Annotated in this window: 16 protein-coding genes and 2 pseudogenes; 7 read left to right on the forward strand and 11 right to left on the reverse strand. The window is 49.1% G+C overall.

The genetic code is table 11. The annotated features are described in order from the left end of the window. Positions 1 to 4: 4 nt before the first annotated feature. From HV350_RS05865 to HV350_RS05875, 3 genes are all read right to left on the reverse strand, one after another. Positions 5 to 2,557 (reverse strand): fimbria/pilus outer membrane usher protein, encoded by a 2,553-nt coding sequence (locus HV350_RS05865; RefSeq protein ID WP_181629992.1) that lies wholly within the window; start codon positions 2,555 to 2,557, stop codon positions 5 to 7. Positions 2,558 to 2,571: 14 nt separating this feature from the next. Next, positions 2,572 to 3,243, reverse strand: a complete 672-nt coding sequence (locus HV350_RS05870) for a molecular chaperone (protein ID WP_016157277.1) — start codon at positions 3,241 to 3,243, stop codon at positions 2,572 to 2,574. Positions 3,244 to 3,286: 43 nt separating this feature from the next. Further along, positions 3,287 to 3,984 (reverse strand): IS1-like element IS1A family transposase gene (locus HV350_RS05875; protein ID WP_103215986.1). Its coding sequence is split into 2 segments (ribosomal slippage): positions 3,287 to 3,735 and positions 3,735 to 3,984, totalling 699 coding nucleotides; the frame shifts between segments, so codons are not numbered across the junction. 139 nt (positions 3,985 to 4,123) lie between these two features. Between HV350_RS05875 and HV350_RS05880 the strand changes: the two genes are divergently transcribed. Beyond that, on the forward strand, positions 4,124 to 5,194 hold the full coding sequence (locus tag HV350_RS05880; protein ID WP_181629994.1) for a glycosyltransferase family 4 protein: 1,071 nt from the start codon (positions 4,124 to 4,126) through the stop codon (positions 5,192 to 5,194). Here HV350_RS05880 and HV350_RS05885 read toward each other — a convergent pair. Next, a protein-coding gene (locus HV350_RS05885) for an IS3 family transposase (protein WP_089617520.1) occupies positions 5,191 to 6,398 on the reverse strand; the annotation gives its coding sequence in 2 pieces (ribosomal slippage) (positions 5,191 to 6,077 and positions 6,077 to 6,398; 1,209 coding nt in all). The two genes, HV350_RS05880 and HV350_RS05885, sit on opposite strands and share 4 nt — an antisense overlap. Before the next feature lie 70 nt (positions 6,399 to 6,468). On the opposite strand from HV350_RS05885, the pseudogene HV350_RS26820 reads away from it, so the two are divergent. The 3 genes and pseudogenes from HV350_RS26820 to HV350_RS05895 form a co-directional block, all read left to right on the forward strand. Continuing rightward, positions 6,469 to 6,588: pseudogene (locus tag HV350_RS26820) on the forward strand (phosphonate ABC transporter substrate-binding protein); the annotation flags it as partial. Between the two features lie 2 nt (positions 6,589 to 6,590). Then, a complete protein-coding gene (locus tag HV350_RS05890) occupies positions 6,591 to 6,998 on the forward strand; it encodes a hypothetical protein (protein ID WP_016154111.1) in 408 nt (135 codons plus the stop codon). A 31-nt stretch (positions 6,999 to 7,029) separates the two neighbouring features. Next, positions 7,030 to 8,421 carry a DUF4832 domain-containing protein gene (locus HV350_RS05895; protein ID WP_181629996.1) on the forward strand — a complete coding sequence of 464 codons (1,392 nt, stop codon included), beginning with the start codon at positions 7,030 to 7,032 and terminating at the stop codon, positions 8,419 to 8,421. 46 nt (positions 8,422 to 8,467) lie between these two features. On the opposite strand, the gene galE is transcribed toward HV350_RS05895, so the two are convergent. The 4 genes and pseudogenes from galE to HV350_RS05915 all read right to left on the reverse strand — a co-directional run bounded on the left by galE (position 8,468) and on the right by HV350_RS05915 (position 12,354). Continuing rightward, positions 8,468 to 9,484 carry a UDP-glucose 4-epimerase GalE gene (gene galE / locus HV350_RS05900; RefSeq protein ID WP_016154109.1) on the reverse strand — a complete coding sequence of 339 codons (1,017 nt, stop codon included), beginning with the start codon at positions 9,482 to 9,484 and terminating at the stop codon, positions 8,468 to 8,470. Between the two features lie 66 nt (positions 9,485 to 9,550). After that, complete coding sequence (locus HV350_RS05905) at positions 9,551 to 10,489, reverse strand: hypothetical protein (protein ID WP_049270986.1); 939 nt, start codon at positions 10,487 to 10,489, stop codon at positions 9,551 to 9,553. 208 nt (positions 10,490 to 10,697) lie between these two features. Further along, positions 10,698 to 11,333 carry a carbonic anhydrase gene (locus HV350_RS05910; RefSeq protein ID WP_016154107.1) on the reverse strand — a complete coding sequence of 212 codons (636 nt, stop codon included), beginning with the start codon at positions 11,331 to 11,333 and terminating at the stop codon, positions 10,698 to 10,700. Positions 11,334 to 11,487: 154 nt separating this feature from the next. Continuing rightward, positions 11,488 to 12,354, reverse strand: a pseudogene (locus HV350_RS05915) (aminotransferase class I/II-fold pyridoxal phosphate-dependent enzyme). Positions 12,355 to 12,450: 96 nt separating this feature from the next. Here HV350_RS05915 and HV350_RS05920 point away from each other — a divergent pair. Beyond that, a protein-coding gene (locus HV350_RS05920; RefSeq protein WP_089617520.1) for an IS3 family transposase occupies positions 12,451 to 13,658 on the forward strand; the annotation gives its coding sequence in 2 pieces (ribosomal slippage) (positions 12,451 to 12,772 and positions 12,772 to 13,658; 1,209 coding nt in all). Between the two features lie 34 nt (positions 13,659 to 13,692). On the opposite strand, the gene HV350_RS05925 is transcribed toward HV350_RS05920, so the two are convergent. From HV350_RS05925 to melR, 3 genes are all read right to left on the reverse strand, one after another. After that, positions 13,693 to 14,013 (reverse strand): hypothetical protein, encoded by a 321-nt coding sequence (locus tag HV350_RS05925; RefSeq protein ID WP_249418030.1) that lies wholly within the window; start codon positions 14,011 to 14,013, stop codon positions 13,693 to 13,695. Positions 14,014 to 14,137: 124 nt separating this feature from the next. Beyond that, complete coding sequence (gene nhaC, locus HV350_RS05930) at positions 14,138 to 15,598, reverse strand: Na+/H+ antiporter NhaC (RefSeq protein WP_046275107.1); 1,461 nt, start codon at positions 15,596 to 15,598, stop codon at positions 14,138 to 14,140. Between the two features lie 193 nt (positions 15,599 to 15,791). After that, positions 15,792 to 16,730: a transcriptional regulator MelR gene (melR, locus tag HV350_RS05935; RefSeq protein ID WP_016154104.1), complete on the reverse strand. Its 939-nt coding sequence runs from the start codon at positions 16,728 to 16,730 to the stop codon at positions 15,792 to 15,794. A gap of 309 nt (positions 16,731 to 17,039) precedes the next feature. Here melR and HV350_RS05940 point away from each other — a divergent pair, with 309 nt between their 5' ends. Together HV350_RS05940 and evgA are read left to right on the forward strand one after the other, a co-directional pair. Continuing rightward, on the forward strand, positions 17,040 to 17,540 hold the full coding sequence (locus HV350_RS05940; protein ID WP_181629998.1) for an anti-virulence regulator CigR family protein: 501 nt from the start codon (positions 17,040 to 17,042) through the stop codon (positions 17,538 to 17,540). A gap of 799 nt (positions 17,541 to 18,339) precedes the next feature. Further along, positions 18,340 to 18,954 carry an acid-sensing system DNA-binding response regulator EvgA gene (evgA, locus tag HV350_RS05945; protein ID WP_016157256.1) on the forward strand — a complete coding sequence of 205 codons (615 nt, stop codon included), beginning with the start codon at positions 18,340 to 18,342 and terminating at the stop codon, positions 18,952 to 18,954.

Below are 18,954 nucleotides of genomic sequence, written 5' to 3' on the forward strand. Positions count from 1 at the left end.
CACCTTACGAGCCGACGCACTGGGCGGTAATTTGTGTATATCCGATTTTCTTCACCGGCTGGTTATGGTTATCCGGCATTTGAATAAAGCAGTGTTCATTTGCATGGGAGCCCCAGCGCACTTCCAGGCGAGAATTGTCCTCCACGCCGCTGGCATACAGTGCGCCATGCATACCGACCAGACCGTGGCTACGACCTTTGGTATCTCGTACGTTCGCGCCGACCGGGGGGGCAATATTGCCGGGCATGACGGCATTGACCAGATAGTTGCGGCCGCTGAAGGTTTCAAACACCACTTTGCCGATGGCTTTCTCTGTTGGAACAATTTTTTTCTGTGCCTGCGGAATATCCAGCCCGGCACCAATATCAGCGGTATTCAGACTCACCACGTTGTAATGCCATGCGTCTGCGGCGGTAAGGACCGCATAGCCGTTACCGTCAATTGCCACGCCATTTTGTTGCTGGATATGGACACCGTCGGCATTTTTGGCCTCGACCAACACCATGGTATCGCCAGGAGAGTGCATGAGCGTCACGCCGCCTGCGTGCAGCATTGCCCCGCCGCTGATGCCCATATTCATATTCTGGTAGTTGCGTCCTGCGCTGTAGCCCCCCTGAACATTCATCTTGTCACCTTGCCAGGCGGCGTTAACCCCGGCAGAGGAATCCTGTCGATCGGTGGTACTGCCCTGAACGCCCCAGCTCAGACGATCGTCAAATGCTGTATTGCTGTAGCTGGTGGAGTAGCTGTCGCCATTCTGCTGGCTATGCATGATGTTGGTGGAGACAAAGCCGCGGCTATCCATGAAATCGAATGGAATGGAAAGCGTCAGGTTGATACTGCGGTCCTGGTAGTCGTACTGGTTACGGGTATCCTGTACATAAACGCTCCAGTTGATTTTCCCCAGTGTATCGTTGTAACCCAGCTGTATCGTGCGGTCGTGACTCCCGTTGTGCCAGTAGTTTTGCTGGCTGGCGCTGACGTAAAGAGAGGCGTTATCCCACAAACGCTGGTTAACAGAGACCTCAAAACGTTGGCGGCGATTATTGTAGTTAGTGGTGTAGTAATGCTTTTTGTTGTGCTCCTCGCCAGGAAAACGCAGCTGTTGATTCGGGTCGTCATAGGCGATGTCGTAATAGCCCGAGGACCAGCTGTTATGCTCGTTAATGGTGTCGCTAAAGCTGTAATAACCGGAGGTATTGTAGCGGTAGCCTACCAGACGGAAATCCGTACCGTACTGGTTCAGCGATTTGGAGTATAAGAAACGGTAACTTTGTCCTGTGGACGTATCTCCACTGGCAAGCTGCGCTCTGGCGGTAGTGATATCGAAAGAGATCGCGCCGAACTGGTGCAGATCCTGCGCGATCCCGGTGGCAATCGCATTATAGCTTTCTGCGGTCAGGAAACCACCGTACAACGTGGAGCCAAAGCTGAGACCATAACTCAATGTGCCTTGAACAAAGCGGGGCCGCCAGCCGCCGCTGTAACCATCGCGGTATTCCCCTGCCGTAAACTGAAAGCGGCTGTTACCTGCACGCAGCATGTTCGGGACCGCCGAATAAGGCACAGTGAAATTACGCCGACTGCCATCGGCTTCAATAACGCTGACGTTCAGGTCGCCGCTTTGGTTGCTGGGGTTAATATCGTCGATGTCAAACGCGCCCGGCGCGACGTTTTTACTGTAAATCAGATAGCCATTTTGACGGATTTCGATTGTGGCATTGCTATTGGCGACGCCGCGAACGACTGGCGCAAAATCGCGTTGGCTATCAGGCAACATGTTTTCATCGCTGGTGAGCTGTGCCCCGGTAAACTGGATGCTGTCAAATACATCGTCGTCCGTATATGTTTGCCCGAAGCGCAAGCGGCTACGCAGCGCAATAATATTACGTTCCACCCACGTGGAAACCGCCTGCCATTGACGGCCTGAACCGCTGGCATAGCTGAAAGTAGACTGGTTGCGAAAATGCCATCCCGCCAGGTTTATACCGTTGGCAAAACTGGCAAAAACAGAGTCATGATCCTGACCCTGTTCAATCAGGTGCGTCGTATTGGCGTTGTAGCCGACAAAAGCGGCATTAATCCCATCGTCATAGGCCGATTCAGGCACGGCGTCATGCGCAGTCGAAAGCAGAAACGCTTCTGGTACTGAAATATCAATGCGCTGGTAGTTTGCATCTGCCGTCAGGCGACTGTTTGCGATCAGAGCCGTGAGCTCCACGCAGGTATCGGCGTTACCTTCGGGGATTTTAATCCCGTATTTGCGCAGATCGTCCGCGCTCAGGCAAGGTTGCGGCTTGCCTTGTGGTTGACGTCTTTTAAAGTCAACATTGCGCGTTTCGACGAAGCTATGGTCAAGATATATATCGTATTCAAACGTACCTTCGCTAAGTCCGTCATTACGGGCTATTTGCACTACGGAGGTAATATTTTGCGTACCATGTACAAAACGGGTATTAAACTGCGGTGTGCTGCTGGCGTATGCAGGTATGCACACGGCCAGCGTTGACAGCGTAAAGAGGGTGTACCGTTGCGGCTGCTTATTTTTTTTCATCATGTGCAACCCCCAACTTAATTGCAAGATACCGGGACGTTATTAACCGCGTTAGTGCCGCCGTAATCATCTACCCAGCTAAAACCGATATGGCTGACTTTTTGCTGTGACAACGCAAACGTGCGTTCGCCATGCGGATTAACCATGTCGGCATCGATGTTTTGGCCGTTAATATGTAATTGCGTCAGGGAGATATGTAACGGCGTCGCATTGACCGCCCGCAGAGTATGACCGTGGCACTGCCACTGTAATTTCTCAACGGCTTCAGGTAGCGTCATATTCAGCCCAACAGGGCGATAAAATAGTTTGATGCGAATACGCTGCGCCAGCTGTAAGGTATTTTCTTCATTCTCGATGGTGGGGATTTCCTGCACATTAATCCACACTACAGATTCAACATCCTCAGGAAAGCCGTTGCCCTGATAAATAGCTCGCAACACGGCTGATTTATGGCCATCAAGTTTCAGGATCGGGGGCGTAATTAACATTGGCAGATTGGCTGGTGTCTCATCCGGATTACCATTATCCAGCCACGTCTGTACCATATATGGCTTGTCTGTATTATTATTGACGTCAAACATCGCCGCTTTATCGTTCTCATTATAAATAACGCGTGTTTGACCCAAATTAATTGCGCTGTGAGCGGTGCTAACCACACACAGCAACAGGTAAAAGAATATTTTATTCATCAGGTGCACTTTCCAGGTTCAGGGAAGAGGTAATGACTCCAACTTATTGATAGTGTTTTATGTTCAGATAATGCCCGATGACTTTGTCATGCAGCTCCACCGATTTTGAGAACGACAGCGACTTCCGTCCCAGCCGTGCCAGGTGCTGCCTCAGATTCAGGTTATGCCGCTCAATTCGCTGCGTATATCGCTTGCTGATTACGTGCAGCTTTCCCTTCAGGCGGGATTCATACAGCGGCCAGCCATCCGTCATCCATATCACCACGTCAAAGGGTGACAGCAGGCTCATAAGACGCCCCAGCGTCGCCATAGTGCGTTCACCGAATACGTGCGCAACAACCGTCTTCCGGAGCCTGTCATACGCGTAAAACAGCCAGCGCTGGCGCGATTTAGCCCCGACATAGCCCCACTGTTCGTCCATTTCCGCGCAGACGATGACGTCACTGCCCGGCTGTATGCGCGAGGTTACCGACTGCGGCCTGAGTTTTTTAAGTGACGTAAAATCGTGTTGAGGCCAACGCCCATAATGCGGGCAGTTGCCCGGCATCCAACGCCATTCATGGCCATATCAATGATTTTCTGGTGCGTACCGGGTTGAGAAGCGGTGTAAGTGAACTGCAGTTGCCATGTTTTACGGCAGTGAGAGCAGAGATAGCGCTGATGTCCGGCGGTGCTTTTGCCGTTACGCACCACCCCGTCAGTAGCTGAACAGGAGGGACAGCTGATAGAAACAGAAGCCACTGGAGCACCTCAAAAACACCATCATACACTAAATCAGTAAGTTGGCAGCATCACCCGCGATTGAGTGAAAAATATGCGCTGAGTAAACATATGGATACTCTACTGGCGCTCTATAAAGAACTGCTGAGCAGGCCATAGTATGAGTAAAAAAATAACGGTTTTTGGTACGCGTGGTATTCCTGATGTATTGGGCGGGGTGGAGACACACTGTCAGAATCTATATCCTGCCATTAAGCAGCAGTTGGACGTTGATATTTGCGTGATTGCACGCTCGCCGTATGTAAATTACAAACGATCGTTATATAAGAAAGTTGAAACCTACGCGCTGTGGGCACCCAAAAAGCGCTCGCTGGAAGCGATTGTCCATTCCGTTTTAGCGGCATTTAGGACAAGTATCGACCATTCAGATATTGTGCATGTCCATGCTATCGGACCTGGGCTTGTGATCCCATTATTACGCATGTTAGGGAAGAAGGTGGTGTTCACCCACCATGGACCTGATTACGATCGTCAAAAATGGGGATTTGTTGCTAAAAAAATATTGCTGCTGGGTGAGCGTTGGGCTGTGAGATATGCCAACGAAGTGATTGTGATTTCTGAGGTTATTAATCAATTGATCCAGAAAAAACACGCTCGCTATGATGCGCATTTAATTCACAATGGCGTCAATGAGCCGCGGTCGTTATCTGCGCTGACCATCGACAATACGCTCTCCCGCTTTGGGCTGCAGCCGAAAAACTACCTCGTGGTGGTAGGGCGATTTGTGGAAGAAAAAGGGATGCATGATGCCATTGCCGCTTATCAGCGCAGCGGTTTAACTATGCCGTTAGTGTTAATTGGCGATGCGGATCATCCGACCGAATACAGCATTCGCCTCAAAAAGCTTGCCGCGGACACCCCTGGCGTTGTGATGACGGGGTTCTTGCGTGGTGATGAGCTTCAGGCGGTGTTTTCGCAGGCCCAGCTGTTTGTGATGCCTTCATACCATGAAGGATTGCCCATTGCGCTGCTGGAAGCGATGTCATTTTCTCTTCCTGCCGTCGTCAGTGATATTCCGGCTAACCTCGAAGTTCAACTGCCGTCCGAGGCCTATTTTAAGGTGGGGGATGTGACCAGCCTGGCCGAAAAACTAACCGAGTGGGCGGCAACCAATAGCGTGGACTATCGTGTGATCTTGACCCTCCATCTCCGAACAGCTTTTGTATCTTAAGTTAACGATGTCCGCTGCCGCCGGTATTCCCTCGGGGAGTGATATCCCAGCGCGCTGTGCGGGTGGTTTTCATTGTAATGCGTGAACGCTACTGCAAGGTTTCGCAGTGCTGTTCTCACATCCGGTTTTGGCATGAACGCGATATAGTCTTCTTTCATCGTTTTCACGAACCGTTCGGCCATGCCATTACTCTGCGGGCTGCTCACCGCTGTTGTGCAGGGCTCCAGATTCAGCTCTCTCGCGAACCTCCGCGTTTCATACGCGGTATACGCTGAACCGTTATCCGTCAGCCACTGCACCGCTGTGTCGGGCAACCTGTCGCCGAAGCGCTTTTCCACCGACCTCAGCATCACATCCTGCACGGTCGAACTGTCATAGCCTCCCGTGCTTGCTGCCCAGTCTATGGCCTCACGGTCGCAGCAGTCCAGCGCGAACGTTACCCGCAGTTTTTCGCCGTTGTCGCAGCCGAACTCGAAGCCATCTGAACACCAGCGCATATCGCTTTCTGCCACCGCTATCTTGCCCTTATGTTCACGCTTCGGTCGCTCTGGTTTGTGATGCAACAACAACAGGTTATGCTCGCTCATTATCCTGTAAAGCCGTTTGGCATTCACAGGTGGCTGTCCCTCTGTGCGACGTTGCTTGCGCAGGATGCCCCACACGCGTCGATAACCATAACTCGGCATATCGCTGATAATGTTGAGGATAGCCGACAGTATTTCTGCGTCTGCTTCTTCATTACGCCGGTTACAGCGCCTGTCCTGCCAGTCGGCAGAACGGTTAATCCGCAGTGACAGTTGCGCACGCGACACGCCCATGGTCCGGCTGACCATGGCTATTCCCCGTCCTTTGGCAACAAGGGCGCGTGCGCTATCCATTTTCGCGACTGACCGTACTCCACGGCTTCTTTCAGGATCTCAACTTCCATCGTTTTCTTGCCCAGAAGGCGCTGAAGCTCCCGGACCTGCTTCAGAGCAGCAGTAAGCTCAGAAGCAGGAACGACTTCCTCTCCAGCCGCAACGGCGGTGAGGCTGCCTTCCTGATATTGCTTCTTCCACTTAAACAGCAGGCTGGGCTGGATACCATGCAGGCGGGCGACATGGGAGACATTCATACCCGGCTCCATCGTCTGCTGGATAATGGCGATCTTCTCCTGAGGAGTTTTACGTTTACGGACTTCTTGCCCTAACAGGATCCCGGTCATCTCAAAATTGGCGTTAGTGTTAGACATATATTCAAGCCTATCTCTTATCTGGAGATACAGCTACTGTCCGGTGTTTCAGGGGGCTACATCAAGCGTGGACTATCGTGTATATTTGCAAAACTATAACTGGCATGAAATCGCCAAAAAGACGATTAACGTCTATCACTCAATTGATAAAGATATAGGTTAATTTTGACCAGTCCTCAAAATCGTCCTCCCGTCATCGAACGATTTTATGCTCACCTTGACGAGCCGATTGCGCAAGGGTTGACTCCTGAACAAAAAGAAGGGGTGGAAAAAGCGATCCTGGCCTCGACTCTGACTTCGCGGCATCAGATCGATATTCGCCGAAGCTTTCCCTTTTTCAGTAAACGCTATTATCTGGTTTTTTTGTTTGGCAGAGATTTGCGTCGGCAGCATCGTCAGGAATCGACCCTGTCGAGAATCTTGCTCACTTTTTTGCTGCTGATAGCCGTGTTGTTCGTTACCTGCTGCGTATTGCTGACGCTGTATATGATCAAATCAGCATTAGGTATTGATGTGTTCCAAAATTTTCATGTGGGTATATGGGACTGGTGGTTAAGTCTGAAAAACCGCTAGCGTAAACAAACCTGTGGAGGGCGTCACTGCGATGAAGTGTAAATGGGTTTCTGCGCTGTTGTTGATGTCCTTTCCGTTGGCGGTTATGTCTGCATTAACGACCGTAACCCCCAAAGCATTAACGGGCCCGCTAACCAATCCGGGGATTGGCGTGGCAAGTTTTCATCAGGGGTACGGTGAAACGCTGGGTCTGGCGGATTATCCCAATACCGGATTTGAATACGAGCGATTTTACTGGCGAGAGCTGGAGCCTGTTGAAGGTCAGTATAATTTTGCGCTGGTGGATGATGCCTTCAAATACGCGGCAGCGCATCGTCCCGCGATGAATGTCGGGCTGCGGTTTATGGTGCTTGCCGATCCGGGGGATGGCACCAAAATTCCCGATTGGCTGATTAAAAAAGGCGTGAAAGGCAGCTGGACGCCCGATAATAAAACATTTATTCCGGATTTAAGCGACCCGCTGTTTATTGAGTACAGCCAGCGTCTGCTGAACGCATTCGGAAAACGCTACGACGGTAATGAGAATCTCGCTTTTGTGGATATCGGCATGGTGGGGGCCTGGGGTGAATGGCATAACAGCAATTTCCCTGATCTGAAACCACTGTTGGAGCAGTACACCACCGCGCAGTTAGACCGCTACGTCGCAATGCACTTTTCTGCCTTCCCTTCGACGCCGAAAATAATGTTGATGAGCGGTGGGCATAGCCTGGCGAATGCGGTGGCGCGAGGGGCTGGATGGCGGGCGGATTGCTGGGGTGACCTGCGCGTATTTTCGGACTCCTGGAGCCATATGGCCGATGATTACCCGCAGCGATTACTGGCAGCACAGCAGAGTTATTCGGGGTTTAATGATACCTGGAAACGTGCGCCGGTCAGTCTGGAAATCTGTTCATATATGCAGGACTGGAAGAACACCTTCCACTATACGCGTGCCGAAGTGCAGGGCATTTTTGACTGGGCGGTCAAGCAGCATGCCAGCACGATCAACCTGAAATCGAGAGCGATACCCAGCGATTATCGACCGATTGTTGATGATGCGCTGACCAAACTGGGCTATCGGTTTCGCTTAGCGTCTTTGAGCCATGAGTCCGTGTGGGACGGCGGACAAACGCTGAGGTTGAACAGTACCTGGTATAACGAAGGTATCGCACCGATTTATCTGCCCTACACGCTGGCATTTCGTGTGGTGGATAGCGCCAATAAGGTGGTGGCGCAGGGGAATGCGGCGGATGATATACGACGTTGGCTCCCGGGCGTTTATCAGGTTAGCTACGCATTGCCCATGCCGGGCCGACTGGCGAAAGGGCAATACGCCATTGAGGTTTCGATGCTGGATAAATCCGGGGCGGCAAGAATTAACTTTGCCAACGAAGGAAAGCAGAGCAGCGGCTGGTATCGCGTATCAACGATAACGGCACACTAGCCCGTCACTGCAACGAGCCTGAGGCTCAGGCTCGTTGCCGAGTACATCAGATGTTATAACCATTCGGGTTGTTTTTTTGCCAGTTCCAGGTGTCACGCATCATTTCATCAAGGTTGTAGATGGCCTTCCAGCCTAACTCTTTGTATGCCAGTGACGGGTCAGACCAACATTCGGCAATGTCGCCGGGCCTTCTGTCGACAAACTGATAGCTTATTTTTTTCTGCGCCGCTTTTTCAAACGCCTCAATCAGATTAATCACAGAATAACCGACCCCGGTACCGAGATTAATCACCTTATAGGCAGCGCCTTTATTCTGGCTATCCAGCGCGGCTAAATGGCCGGTCGCCAAATCCATGACGTGGATATAATCACGAACGCCGGTGCCGTCGGGGGTTGGATAGTCATTGCCGTACACCGACACGGTTTTCAGCTTACCAATCGCAACCTGGGAGATGTACGGCACCAGGTTATTGGGGATACCGTTGGGATCCTCACCAATTCGACCCGATGGATGGGCGCCGACTGGGTTGAAATAGCGCAGGCAGGTAATGCGGAAATCGGGCTGCGCGCGGGAGAAATCGGCCAGAATCTGTTCGACCATTAATTTAGAGGTACCGTACGGATTGGTGGTACCCCCCGTACGCGATTGCTCGCTCAGCGGCACGCTTTCTGGATTACCGTATACCGTAGCTGATGAGCTAAAAATGAATCGATTAACGCCTGCGGCCAGCATCTCATCCAGTAAAACCAGCGTTCCAGTGACGTTGTTTTCGTAGTAAGCAAGGGGTTCTTTTATCGACTCGGAAACCGATTTGAGGCCCGCAAAATGAATGACATCAGTGATGTTATGGTTGGCGAAAATGTTTTTTAATGCCTGCCTGTCGAGAACATCAGCGATATAGACAATGGGTTCCCTTCCTGTGAGTTCCGCGACCCTGTCCAGCGAGATTCGGCTGGCGTTTGCCAGATTATCGATGACAACGACATCATCGCCTCTTTCCAGTAGCGTTAAAACAGTATGTGAACCAATATAACCTGCACCACCAGTGACAAGAATAGCCATACAGACTCCAGAAAAATGCTAAAAACCCGAGCGATTTTCCACCAATGCACCCAAGGATCCAGTGGATCAGTTATTTTGCCGGGAAAGGTATACGTTTCTATATTTTATCATACACTTATATGATATTTTTTTAAAGATTGCCAACAGACTGAACTTATTTATTTTTGTATCATAGGCAATATAATTACTTGAGAAATTTAGCGTGTGAACGCCGTCACTGTGGTTGATCGACGAATTGATTTGTTCGATCAGATTCTCATCAAAAGTAGCGTCATTCAGTGTAACTAATTCTTTGATGTAGATAGATTTTCCATACGTTTCAGGTGTGCATTCCTGGGTTAAGAAATACATTTTGTTATCGACAAGATAAGGCGCACCCGCTCCCCGATGATGATGATTGCTCACCTTCAATGCAGGAGTAATTCTCTGCCACTGTCCGTGGAGATGCTCGGCCGAATGAATAATTATTTTATTATCCATGGTGGTCGACATAAGATAGCAGGTCTCATTCATTGAAAGAAAAATGTTATCTGTCACTTCGGTGTCAGAGATTAGAACTTTAATTTTCTTCCAGCGCGTAGGAAACTCTACTGACTGAAACAGTATCACTTCTTTTCTTTCTGATGATTCAGGAATCATGAAGAGCTGATCGTTAATATTGATCAGGAAAGGAAATGACAAATGACACATCAGGTCGTCAAAACCTTCAAGTTTCACGTCATCAATTTCAACCAGTTCACGATCAAGAATACGGCATCGGAGCGTGCCTTTCGAGTTGCGAAAGCTAAAAGCTTCATAAAAAACAAACAGTTTGTCATCTTTTTCAATAAGAAAAGGATCGGCCTGAAACGTATATTTCTTTTTTAACTGCTGTGCAGCGGATTTACTTAATATATCCAGTGTATTATTTGGGAATAAGTGTGTACCATGATCCTTAATAATCATGATATCCCACGACTCATGATAGAATAACATATTTATTATTCTTTTTATTTTTGCTTGCATTCGTACCCGCTCCTTTTTATCGCCTGCATCATGTATGAACAGCTATTTGCGGCTCAGTTCATGAGACCTGTCGCAACGTTGTATGAATGTGCGAAAACTGATGTGAGAACACCAGTGGCTATTTTAAAACTAGTCGCAAGCATGTTTTTTGTCTATAGCACAAAAGTAGGTAAAAGCTCTCCAGAGCATCCTTGCTCCAGTGGACGATTTACTCGAAATGCACCTGCGGGTTATCAGCAAGGGAGACGTAGGTTTTGCTGTTTTTATCCAGGGTACGGATTTCACCGCTTTCGATGTCATATACCCAGCCGTGCAGACGAAGCGCATTATTTCGCAGCCCAACCGCGACGCAAGGATGCGTTTTAATATTATTGAGCTGTGCGATAACGTTTTCTTCCACCATAGCGTTAACTTTATCAATTGGGTTATCCCAGGTTTTCTTCTCAACCACGGCTTTCGCGGCATCGGCATAGTGCAACCAGTGAGCCACAGCGGGCATCGGATCCAGAGGCTGGCTATCGGCAATGGCTTTCATCGCGCCGCAGTTGGAGTGTCCGCAGATGACGATATCCGTCACGCCAAGTGCGACAACCGCGTATTCAATCGTAGCAGATACGCCACCGGGTTCCGGTCCAAAAGACGGAACGATATTACCGGCGTTGCGGATAACGAAAAGCTGTCCGGGCTCTTGCTGAGTAACGAGTTCTGGCACCAGGCGGCTATCGGAACAGGAGATGAAAAGCGCTTTGGGATTCTGGCTGGATGCCAGGCTGCGAAAGAGTTCCTTACGTTGAGGGAAAATCTCTTTTTGGAAGTTGAGGAAGCCCTCAATGATATGTTGCATAGCAGTGTCTCTTTTCTCTGTTTAAGCTGGTTATGATGAAGATCACACTTTCCAGTTTAACACCAGCCGACAGAACGGAAAAACTTTATAGCAGTTCTGCAACATCTTTGTATAGTTTTGCCCCACCGTGGCGGGGCAAAGAGTGTGATGCGCGCTACGCGTTCTGTCGTTTTTGGTACGCCGCTTTCAGTCGGTTCATCGCTTCTACCAGTACCGAGCGCGGGCACCCAACGTTGAGTCTCATGTGACCCTCTCCGCCGGGGCCATACTGCGCGCCTGGTGACAGACCCAGTTTTGCTTCCTGCACAAAAAATGCGCTTAGCTGTTCATCGCTAAGATTCATTTTTTCCGCGTTCAGAAACAGAAGATACGATGCGCCGCCATACACAATGGAGATTAAGGGACAGTGCTTTTCAATTTCACTTTTAACAAACGCCACATTGTCGGCCAGGTAGGCTAATAATTTTTGGTGCCAGTCGCCACAATGGGTAAAGGCGCTGTAAATGGCCGCCTGCTGTAATGAATGTGTCTCGGCAAGGTAGCAGTTATCCAGGAAACCATAGAACTGATGGCGTAATTCATCATTTTTAATAATGGCAATTCCGCCCTGGATCGCCGCCGTGTTGAAGGTTTTACTGATTGAGGTCAGCACGATTGACTGGCTCCCTGTCGCTTCGTCTAAAGTAAAAAACGGCAGATGGCGCTTGCCTGGCAGGGTTAAATCACTATGCACTTCATCTGAGAGAATAATGACGCCAGCTTGCTGACAATAGTGACTTACTTTTTCCAGCGTTTCCCGCGACCACACCATACCGCCCGGATTATGCGGCGAAGGGAAAAGAAACATTTTGCACTGCTTGAGTTTTTCGCTGAAATCATGCTAGTCAAATTCGTAATGACCATCTTTCTCAATGAGGCGCGTTTGAATCAAATTCCTGCCGCTGGTGTTTACCAGATTAGGGTAGGGGTCATATATTGGCGTACAGGTTAAAACATTATCACCTGGTCGGGTAAACACCATCAGAGTGATGTAGCCCCCTGAAACACCGGACAGTAGCTGTATCTCCAGATAAGAGATAGGCTTGAATATATGTCTAACACTAACGCCAATTTTGAGATGACCGGGATCCTGTTAGGGCAAGAAGTCCGTAAACGTAAAACTCCTCAGGAGAAGATCGCCATTATCCAGCAGACGATGGAGCCGGGTATGAATGTCTCCCATGTCGCCCGCCTGCATGGTATCCAGCCCAGCCTGCTGTTTAAGTGGAAGAAGCAATATCAGGAAGGCAGCCTCACCGCCGTTGCGGCTGGAGAGGAAGTCGTTCCTGCTTCTGAGCTTACTGCTGCTCTGAAGCAGGTCCGGGAGCTTCAGCGCCTTCTGGGCAAGAAAACGATGGAAGTTGAGATCCTGAAAGAAGCCGTGGAGTACGGTCAGTCGCGAAAATGGATAGCGCACGCGCCCTTGTTGCCAAAGGACGGGGAATAGCCATGGTCAGCCGGACCATGGGCGTGTCGCGTGCGCAACTGTCACTGCGGATTAACCGTTCTGCCGACTGGCAGGACAGGCGCTGTAACCGGCGTAATGAAGAAGCAGACGCAGAAATACTGTCGGCTATCCTCAACATTATCAGCGATATGCCGAGTTATGGTTATCGACGCGTGTGGGGCATCCTGCGCAAGCAACGTCGCACAGAGGGACAGCCACCTGTGAATGCCAAACGGCTTTACAGGATAATGAGCGAGCATAACCTGTTGTTGTTGCATCACAAACCAGAGCGACCGAAGCGTGAACATAAGGGCAAGATAGCGGTGGCAGAAAGCGATATGCGCTGGTGTTCAGATGGCTTCGAGTTCGGCTGCGACAACGGCGAAAAACTGCGGGTAACGTTCGCGCTGGACTGCTGCGACCGTGAGGCCATAGACTGGGCAGCAAGCACGGGAGGCTATGACAGTTCGACCGTGCAGGATGTGATGCTGAGGTCGGTGGAAAAGCGCTTCGGCGACAGGTTGCCCGACACAGCGGTGCAGTGGCTGACGGATAACGGTTCAGCGTATACCGCGTATGAAACGCGGAGGTTCGCGAGAGAGCTGAATCTGGAGCCCTGCACAACAGCGGTGAGCAGCCCGCAGAGTAATGGCATGGCCGAACGGTTCGTGAAAACGATGAAAGAAGACTATATCGCGTTCATGCCAAAACCGGATGTGAGAACAGCACTGCGAAACCTTGCAGTAGCGTTCACGCATTACAATGAAAACCACCCGCACAGCGCGCTGGGATATCACTCCCCGAGGGAATACCGGCGGCAGCGGACATCGTTAACTTAAGATACAAAAGCTGTTCGGAGATGGAGGGTCAAGATCAGGTAAACACCATCAGAGAGAGCACGATAGTTTTTATGACGCCGGGAATAAAATGCAACCAGTGTGGCTTTATGTCGACATCATACTGTTGCGCATACCAATGAATAACGGACTCTTTCCATTGCGGATAATCCAGGTTGTAGCCTTGTACTGGCTGCGATACCACTGAACGCAGTGTGCTCATGATTGGCTCTGGCGTCACAAAATCCATATCTGCAATCCACAGCGGTAATACATCGGTGGTGCCGTACATCTGTTGTAATTGACCGTATTTACGGCAATTAACATCCCTTATGACAATATCATCAAACAAAGACATTGCTGACTCCTGGACAGTCTCTGAAAAATAGTTTAAGCAACGCAACAGTGAAGAATATTTCTGTATATCTAATTGATATATTAAATTTACCCTGGTGGTAGCCAATATTTAGCTATTTATTAGCCTATGATTTTTGCTCAACCATATGCTCTGTAGCTTCATTTGGTTCATATTTAGCAATGCCAATACCGGTGGCAGCCCACAGCAGGGCAAAGATGATGCCGCTGTAGCAGAGGATTGCCCATGGCAAATAATCAAGCGTCGCCACGCCCAGCATCGTGGCGCAATAAACGCCTGAGGCAGACCAGGGGATAATCGGTTCGACAACGGTTCCGGCATCTTCGGTAGTACGCGAGAGGTTCTTTGTCGCAAGCCCTCGTTTTTTATATTCTTCTTTAAAGGCATCGCCGCACAGCAGCAGTGGCAAGGTTCCATTTGCCGTACAGGCACAGATGGTGAACGTCGTCACAATCGTGGTGGCCACCAGGCGGAATGTGGATTTAACGCCTTTCGTGAGCGCGTTTATCACGGTGTGCAAAGAGCCTGTCGCACTCATTGCGCCGGCAAAGCTGAAGGCGCTGAAGACGGTGACGAAGCTGCTAAACATTGAAATGGCGCCGCCTCGTTCCAGTAAGCGCGAAACATCTGATGACAGTGTTGGCAGGTTATCTCCGGTGAGCATCGCGAGCTTAAAACCGCTAACCACGGATTCGCCAACCGATGATGCGGTAAATTGCTGAAAGGCTAATGCCAGAATCATCGAGACTATTGTGGATAAAAAGAGCATCGGGATTGGCGGTCTTTTTGACAGTGAGCCATACAAAACGATGATCGGTGGCAACAGTAGAAGAATGTTAAAGTGATAAATCTGGCCGATAGCGTTCATCAAGTTGGTGATATTGGCTGGCGCGCTGGATGAGGCATCAATGCCCATGCCCATATAGCTGTATACGACGCAGCAAATAATAAATCCCGGGCCGGTGGTCCACAGCAGATGGCCGATATGCGAGTACAGGTTTACACCGGCAGCCAGCGCCGCCATGTTGGTTGAGTCAGAAACCGGAGAAAGCTTATCACCAAACCAGCAGCCGGAGACAATAGCGCCAGCAGCAATGGGCAGCGAAACATTCAGACCAATCGCTACGCCAATCATGGCGATCCCGACGGTTCCGATGGACCCCCAGGAGGTGCCGGTACAGACTGAGATCAGCGCTCCCAGCATAAATGCTGAAATATAGAAATACTGCGGGTTAATCCACTTCAGACCATAATAAATCATCATTGGAATAGTGCCTGACACCATCCATGCGCCAATTAAGAAACCGATACTGGCGACGATTAATATGACAGGAAGCGCTTCAGATATTTTATTGCAAATAGATTGTAGAATGTCATCCCATGTGTAGCCGTGAGCGATGGCGATAAACGAGGCGGTTGCGGTTCCCACGAGGATCATGGGTTCAGCTCGAATATTGAAGATAAAATATCCGATGCTAATGCCACCCAGCATGACTATCATGGGTAAAACTGACCAAAAGAAAGACAATGGCTTTCTGTTGTTGGCGGTGCAGCTATTTAATTCCATAATTCCATCCCAATCGATAATGGTTGAACACGTCAAATAAATACCTGCTACAGGTCACCCATAACTGAGTAACATAGTTGCCAGAGTTCATGTCTGAACCCTATTTTATTAACTGCTGCAGATTATCTATTTTGACCTGCTATTCTGACGCTTATATTTTGGTAGTAAGGTAAGAGTGAGTTTGACGAATAAATTACCCCTCGGCATAAGGTGAATGATTTCGGCGCTGTTGGCTCAGTTTGCGATACTGCTGCGGCGGCATGCCGACGTATTTATGAAATGAGCTATAAAAACGGCTGCTGGATCGGAAACCTGCAATTGTAGCGATATCCAGAATTGTTTTATCCGTATCGCTGAGCAAAGCCCGCACATGGTTGATGCGCATTGCGGTAATATACTGTTTCATGGTTAGTTGCATCACGCGATGAAAAATGCCCATCGCATAATTTGGGTTGAGCTTAACGTGTTCGGCAATAGCATCGACCGTAAGCTGTTTGTCGCAGTTTGCGGCAATAAACTCCAGCATCTGGCTGACGTAAAACTGTGAATGCCGTGAAATACTGTTTTTCTGGGTGCGCGATGTTTTGTTACCCAGCACTGGCCGCCAGCCAGCGAGGCTAAATCGCTTGAGCATCAGGGCAATCTCATCAATGGCTAATTGACGAATTTGCTCATTGTCGCTGTTGAGTTCACTCTGCCAACGCTGCACTTCAAAAGCGCTCAGCTGCTGCGAGGCAAGCGACGTAATCACCATCCCATGCGTCACGTGGTTAATCAGTTCCCTGTCCAGCGGCCAGGACAAAAACAGATGCATCGGTAAGTTGAAGATGGCCATCTGTTTACAGTGCCCGGCATCCGTCAGTTGATGGGGTGTGCAGGCCCAGAACAGCGTGATAAAGCCCTGTTTGCTTTTCACCACTTCGTCATTGAAAAGGTACTCCACATCGCCATCAAACGGCACATTCACTTCAACCTGACCGTGCCAGTGGCTGTAGGTCATGGCCAGCGGAGCCCGCAGCTCGACGTCCATCCGCTGATACTCTGAGTAGAGCGCCAGCGGACTTCGCGACTTTTTTTCATAGCTGCGACACATATGTGGGTCGAGCGGCAGCTGCGGGGTACTTTTTGCCATTATGGGTGGGTTCCTGAATAGTGAATCTGACCATGGGTAGCGCCAAAGCATGAACATAGCTTAACCGAAAAAAAACGCCGTTTTCTCTCCATTTTCGCGAAGTTATTCCCAAAAACTCAGATCCTGTGCCTGTCGCTTGCCGATCTGAGTTAACGGGAATGGCGGTTTTTAATTTAAAAAACGGTCAATCAAAGCTGCTCACTTTTCAAAGCGACAGCGTTTTTCTGCCAATAAATCGGATTCATAGCGATAGCCAATATTCACGCAATACCATACATTTTGTATGTATCCATATCTTAAGGAATCATCATGTCCAGGCTCCGTACTTTAGCAACGGCTTTAGTTGCCGTTGCCGCGATGTCGATGTGCGCTATCCCCGTTTCGGCTAACCCCGGTAATGGCAACGGAAATGGTAATAGCGGCAACCATGGTAATAGTGGGAATAAGGGTAATAGCAGTCATAGCCAGAAAGGAAACCCAGGCCCAAAAAACAACTCGCAATCGGAACAGCGTAAAAATTATGGCAAGCCGGACCATGTTGATAGTGATATTAGCTATAACGTGGCCAGGCAGTATGCCGTCAGATATGGTTTGACGGGATATAAGTCACTGCCTCCGGGCATCGCCAAAAATCTGGCGCGAGGAAAACCACTTCCTCCGGGGATCGCTAAGAAAAGTGTCCCACCCTCGATGCTGAATCAACTGCCATATTACCCGGGTTATGAATGGCAGGTTGTTGGCGACAATCTGGTGTTGATTGCACTGAGCACGGCAATTGTCACCGCGGTTATCAATGGTGTGTTTGATTAAGTATCTCCGTACTTAACCACCACAAGCCCGCGCTACGCGCATTACCGTTCAGTTAAGCATGTATGGAGAACATGTGACTCCGGCTCAGGGTTCCGTTCACCTCAGCGATATCAATTCTCTGAAGCTCAGACACCCGTGAATGCGCAATGGAGGCTCACCGTGCACTGAACCCCTATACCTGGACACTGTAATTTCATTGTTACTCTGTCAGAGTCCGGTACTCTACCGGACTCATCTATCTTTATGATTGCCGCGCTGTTGTGTTCTGCCGTCGTTACGCTGACCGTGAAAAGCTCCCATGCTATTGGGGCGTTGCCCAGTAAAGCCTGATTAATAGCTGACTCCTGTGGCTCTGCTGTTTCCTGAGCCACAGGGCGTTTTACTATCAAATCAGCAGGTTTATTATCTTTTTCTCCAGATTTGACCTGGTATAAAAATGATTCTTAGATAGCTATTCTGCATATACGCCTTTGCCGTTGTGATGAAAACTCCCCCTGGTTATATGACCCCGGGCATTAAGAATGAATCATAATAAATGAGAGATTTATCCTACGCGTGTAGGAATATTCCTTTTGGTTGTGTTAATGGTTTGATATTTAGATGGGCTCAAGGTTTAAAATTTGTAAAATACAGTGTTGCATTTATGCCTTATTCTTCGTTTTTATAAAAAACTAATAAATATACGTGTGAATGTGTTAGGATTTACCTGATAACGCCTTATTTTTATAAATTATAATGCTTAAGGCTCACCTGCTCGATAGCCATCGCCTCTCTTTATTTATCGGGATTCTTATACGCAATGAACGCGATAATCGTTGATGATCACCCATTAGCTCGCATAGCCATCCGCAACTTACTCGATACTAATGGTATTACCGTAACCACCGAGCTCGACAGCGGAGAGCATGTGGTCCAAACCGTTGAGAAAACTAAGCCGGAGCTACTGATTATTGATGTGGATATTCCGGGCATCAGCGGCATCGAAGTGCTGGAGCAACTGCGAAAGCGGCACTATGCTGGTGTAATCATTATCATTTCAGCCAAAAATGAATTTTTTTACGGCAAACGTAGCGCCGAATACGGTGCCAACGGATTTGTGAGTAAAAAAGAGGGTATGAATAATATTCTTGCAGCAATCGAAGCTGCAAAAAATGGGTATAGCTATTTTCCCTTTTCCCTTGAGCATTTTACTGGCTCATCTGTCAGCGAACAGGATAAGCTTGATACGTTGTCGACCCAAGAAATGAGAGTGTTGCGTTATATTCTTAACGGTATGGATTACAGCACTATTGCCAGCAAAATGAACATCAGTAATAAAACGGTAAGCACCTATAAAAGCCGTTTGATGGAGAAGTTAGATTGCTCGTCATTAATGGAAATTTATGATTATGCGCAAAGAAATAAAATAGGATAG

The organism is Citrobacter sp. RHBSTW-01013 (genome assembly GCF_013781985.1).
GTDB lineage: Bacteria > Pseudomonadota > Gammaproteobacteria > Enterobacterales > Enterobacteriaceae > Citrobacter > Citrobacter braakii.

Coding starts and splice junctions, on each gene's coding strand:
- HV350_RS05865 (WP_181629992.1), bottom strand. CDS start 2,557: ATGATGAAAAAAAATAAGCAGCCGCAACGGTACACCCTCTTTACGCTG.
- HV350_RS05870 (WP_016157277.1), bottom strand. CDS start 3,243: ATGAATAAAATATTCTTTTACCTGTTGCTGTGTGTGGTTAGCACCGCT.
- HV350_RS05880 (WP_181629994.1), top strand. CDS start 4,124: ATGAGTAAAAAAATAACGGTTTTTGGTACGCGTGGTATTCCTGATGTA.
- HV350_RS05895 (WP_181629996.1), top strand. CDS start 7,030: ATGAAGTGTAAATGGGTTTCTGCGCTGTTGTTGATGTCCTTTCCGTTG.
- galE (WP_016154109.1), bottom strand. CDS start 9,484: ATGGCTATTCTTGTCACTGGTGGTGCAGGTTATATTGGTTCACATACT.
- HV350_RS05905 (WP_049270986.1), bottom strand. CDS start 10,489: ATGCAAGCAAAAATAAAAAGAATAATAAATATGTTATTCTATCATGAG.
- HV350_RS05910 (WP_016154107.1), bottom strand. CDS start 11,333: ATGCAACATATCATTGAGGGCTTCCTCAACTTCCAAAAAGAGATTTTC.
- HV350_RS05925 (WP_249418030.1), bottom strand. CDS start 14,013: ATGTCTTTGTTTGATGATATTGTCATAAGGGATGTTAATTGCCGTAAA.
- nhaC (WP_046275107.1), bottom strand. CDS start 15,598: ATGGAATTAAATAGCTGCACCGCCAACAACAGAAAGCCATTGTCTTTC.
- melR (WP_016154104.1), bottom strand. CDS start 16,730: ATGGCAAAAAGTACCCCGCAGCTGCCGCTCGACCCACATATGTGTCGC.
- HV350_RS05940 (WP_181629998.1), top strand. CDS start 17,040: ATGTCCAGGCTCCGTACTTTAGCAACGGCTTTAGTTGCCGTTGCCGCG.
- evgA (WP_016157256.1), top strand. CDS start 18,340: ATGAACGCGATAATCGTTGATGATCACCCATTAGCTCGCATAGCCATC.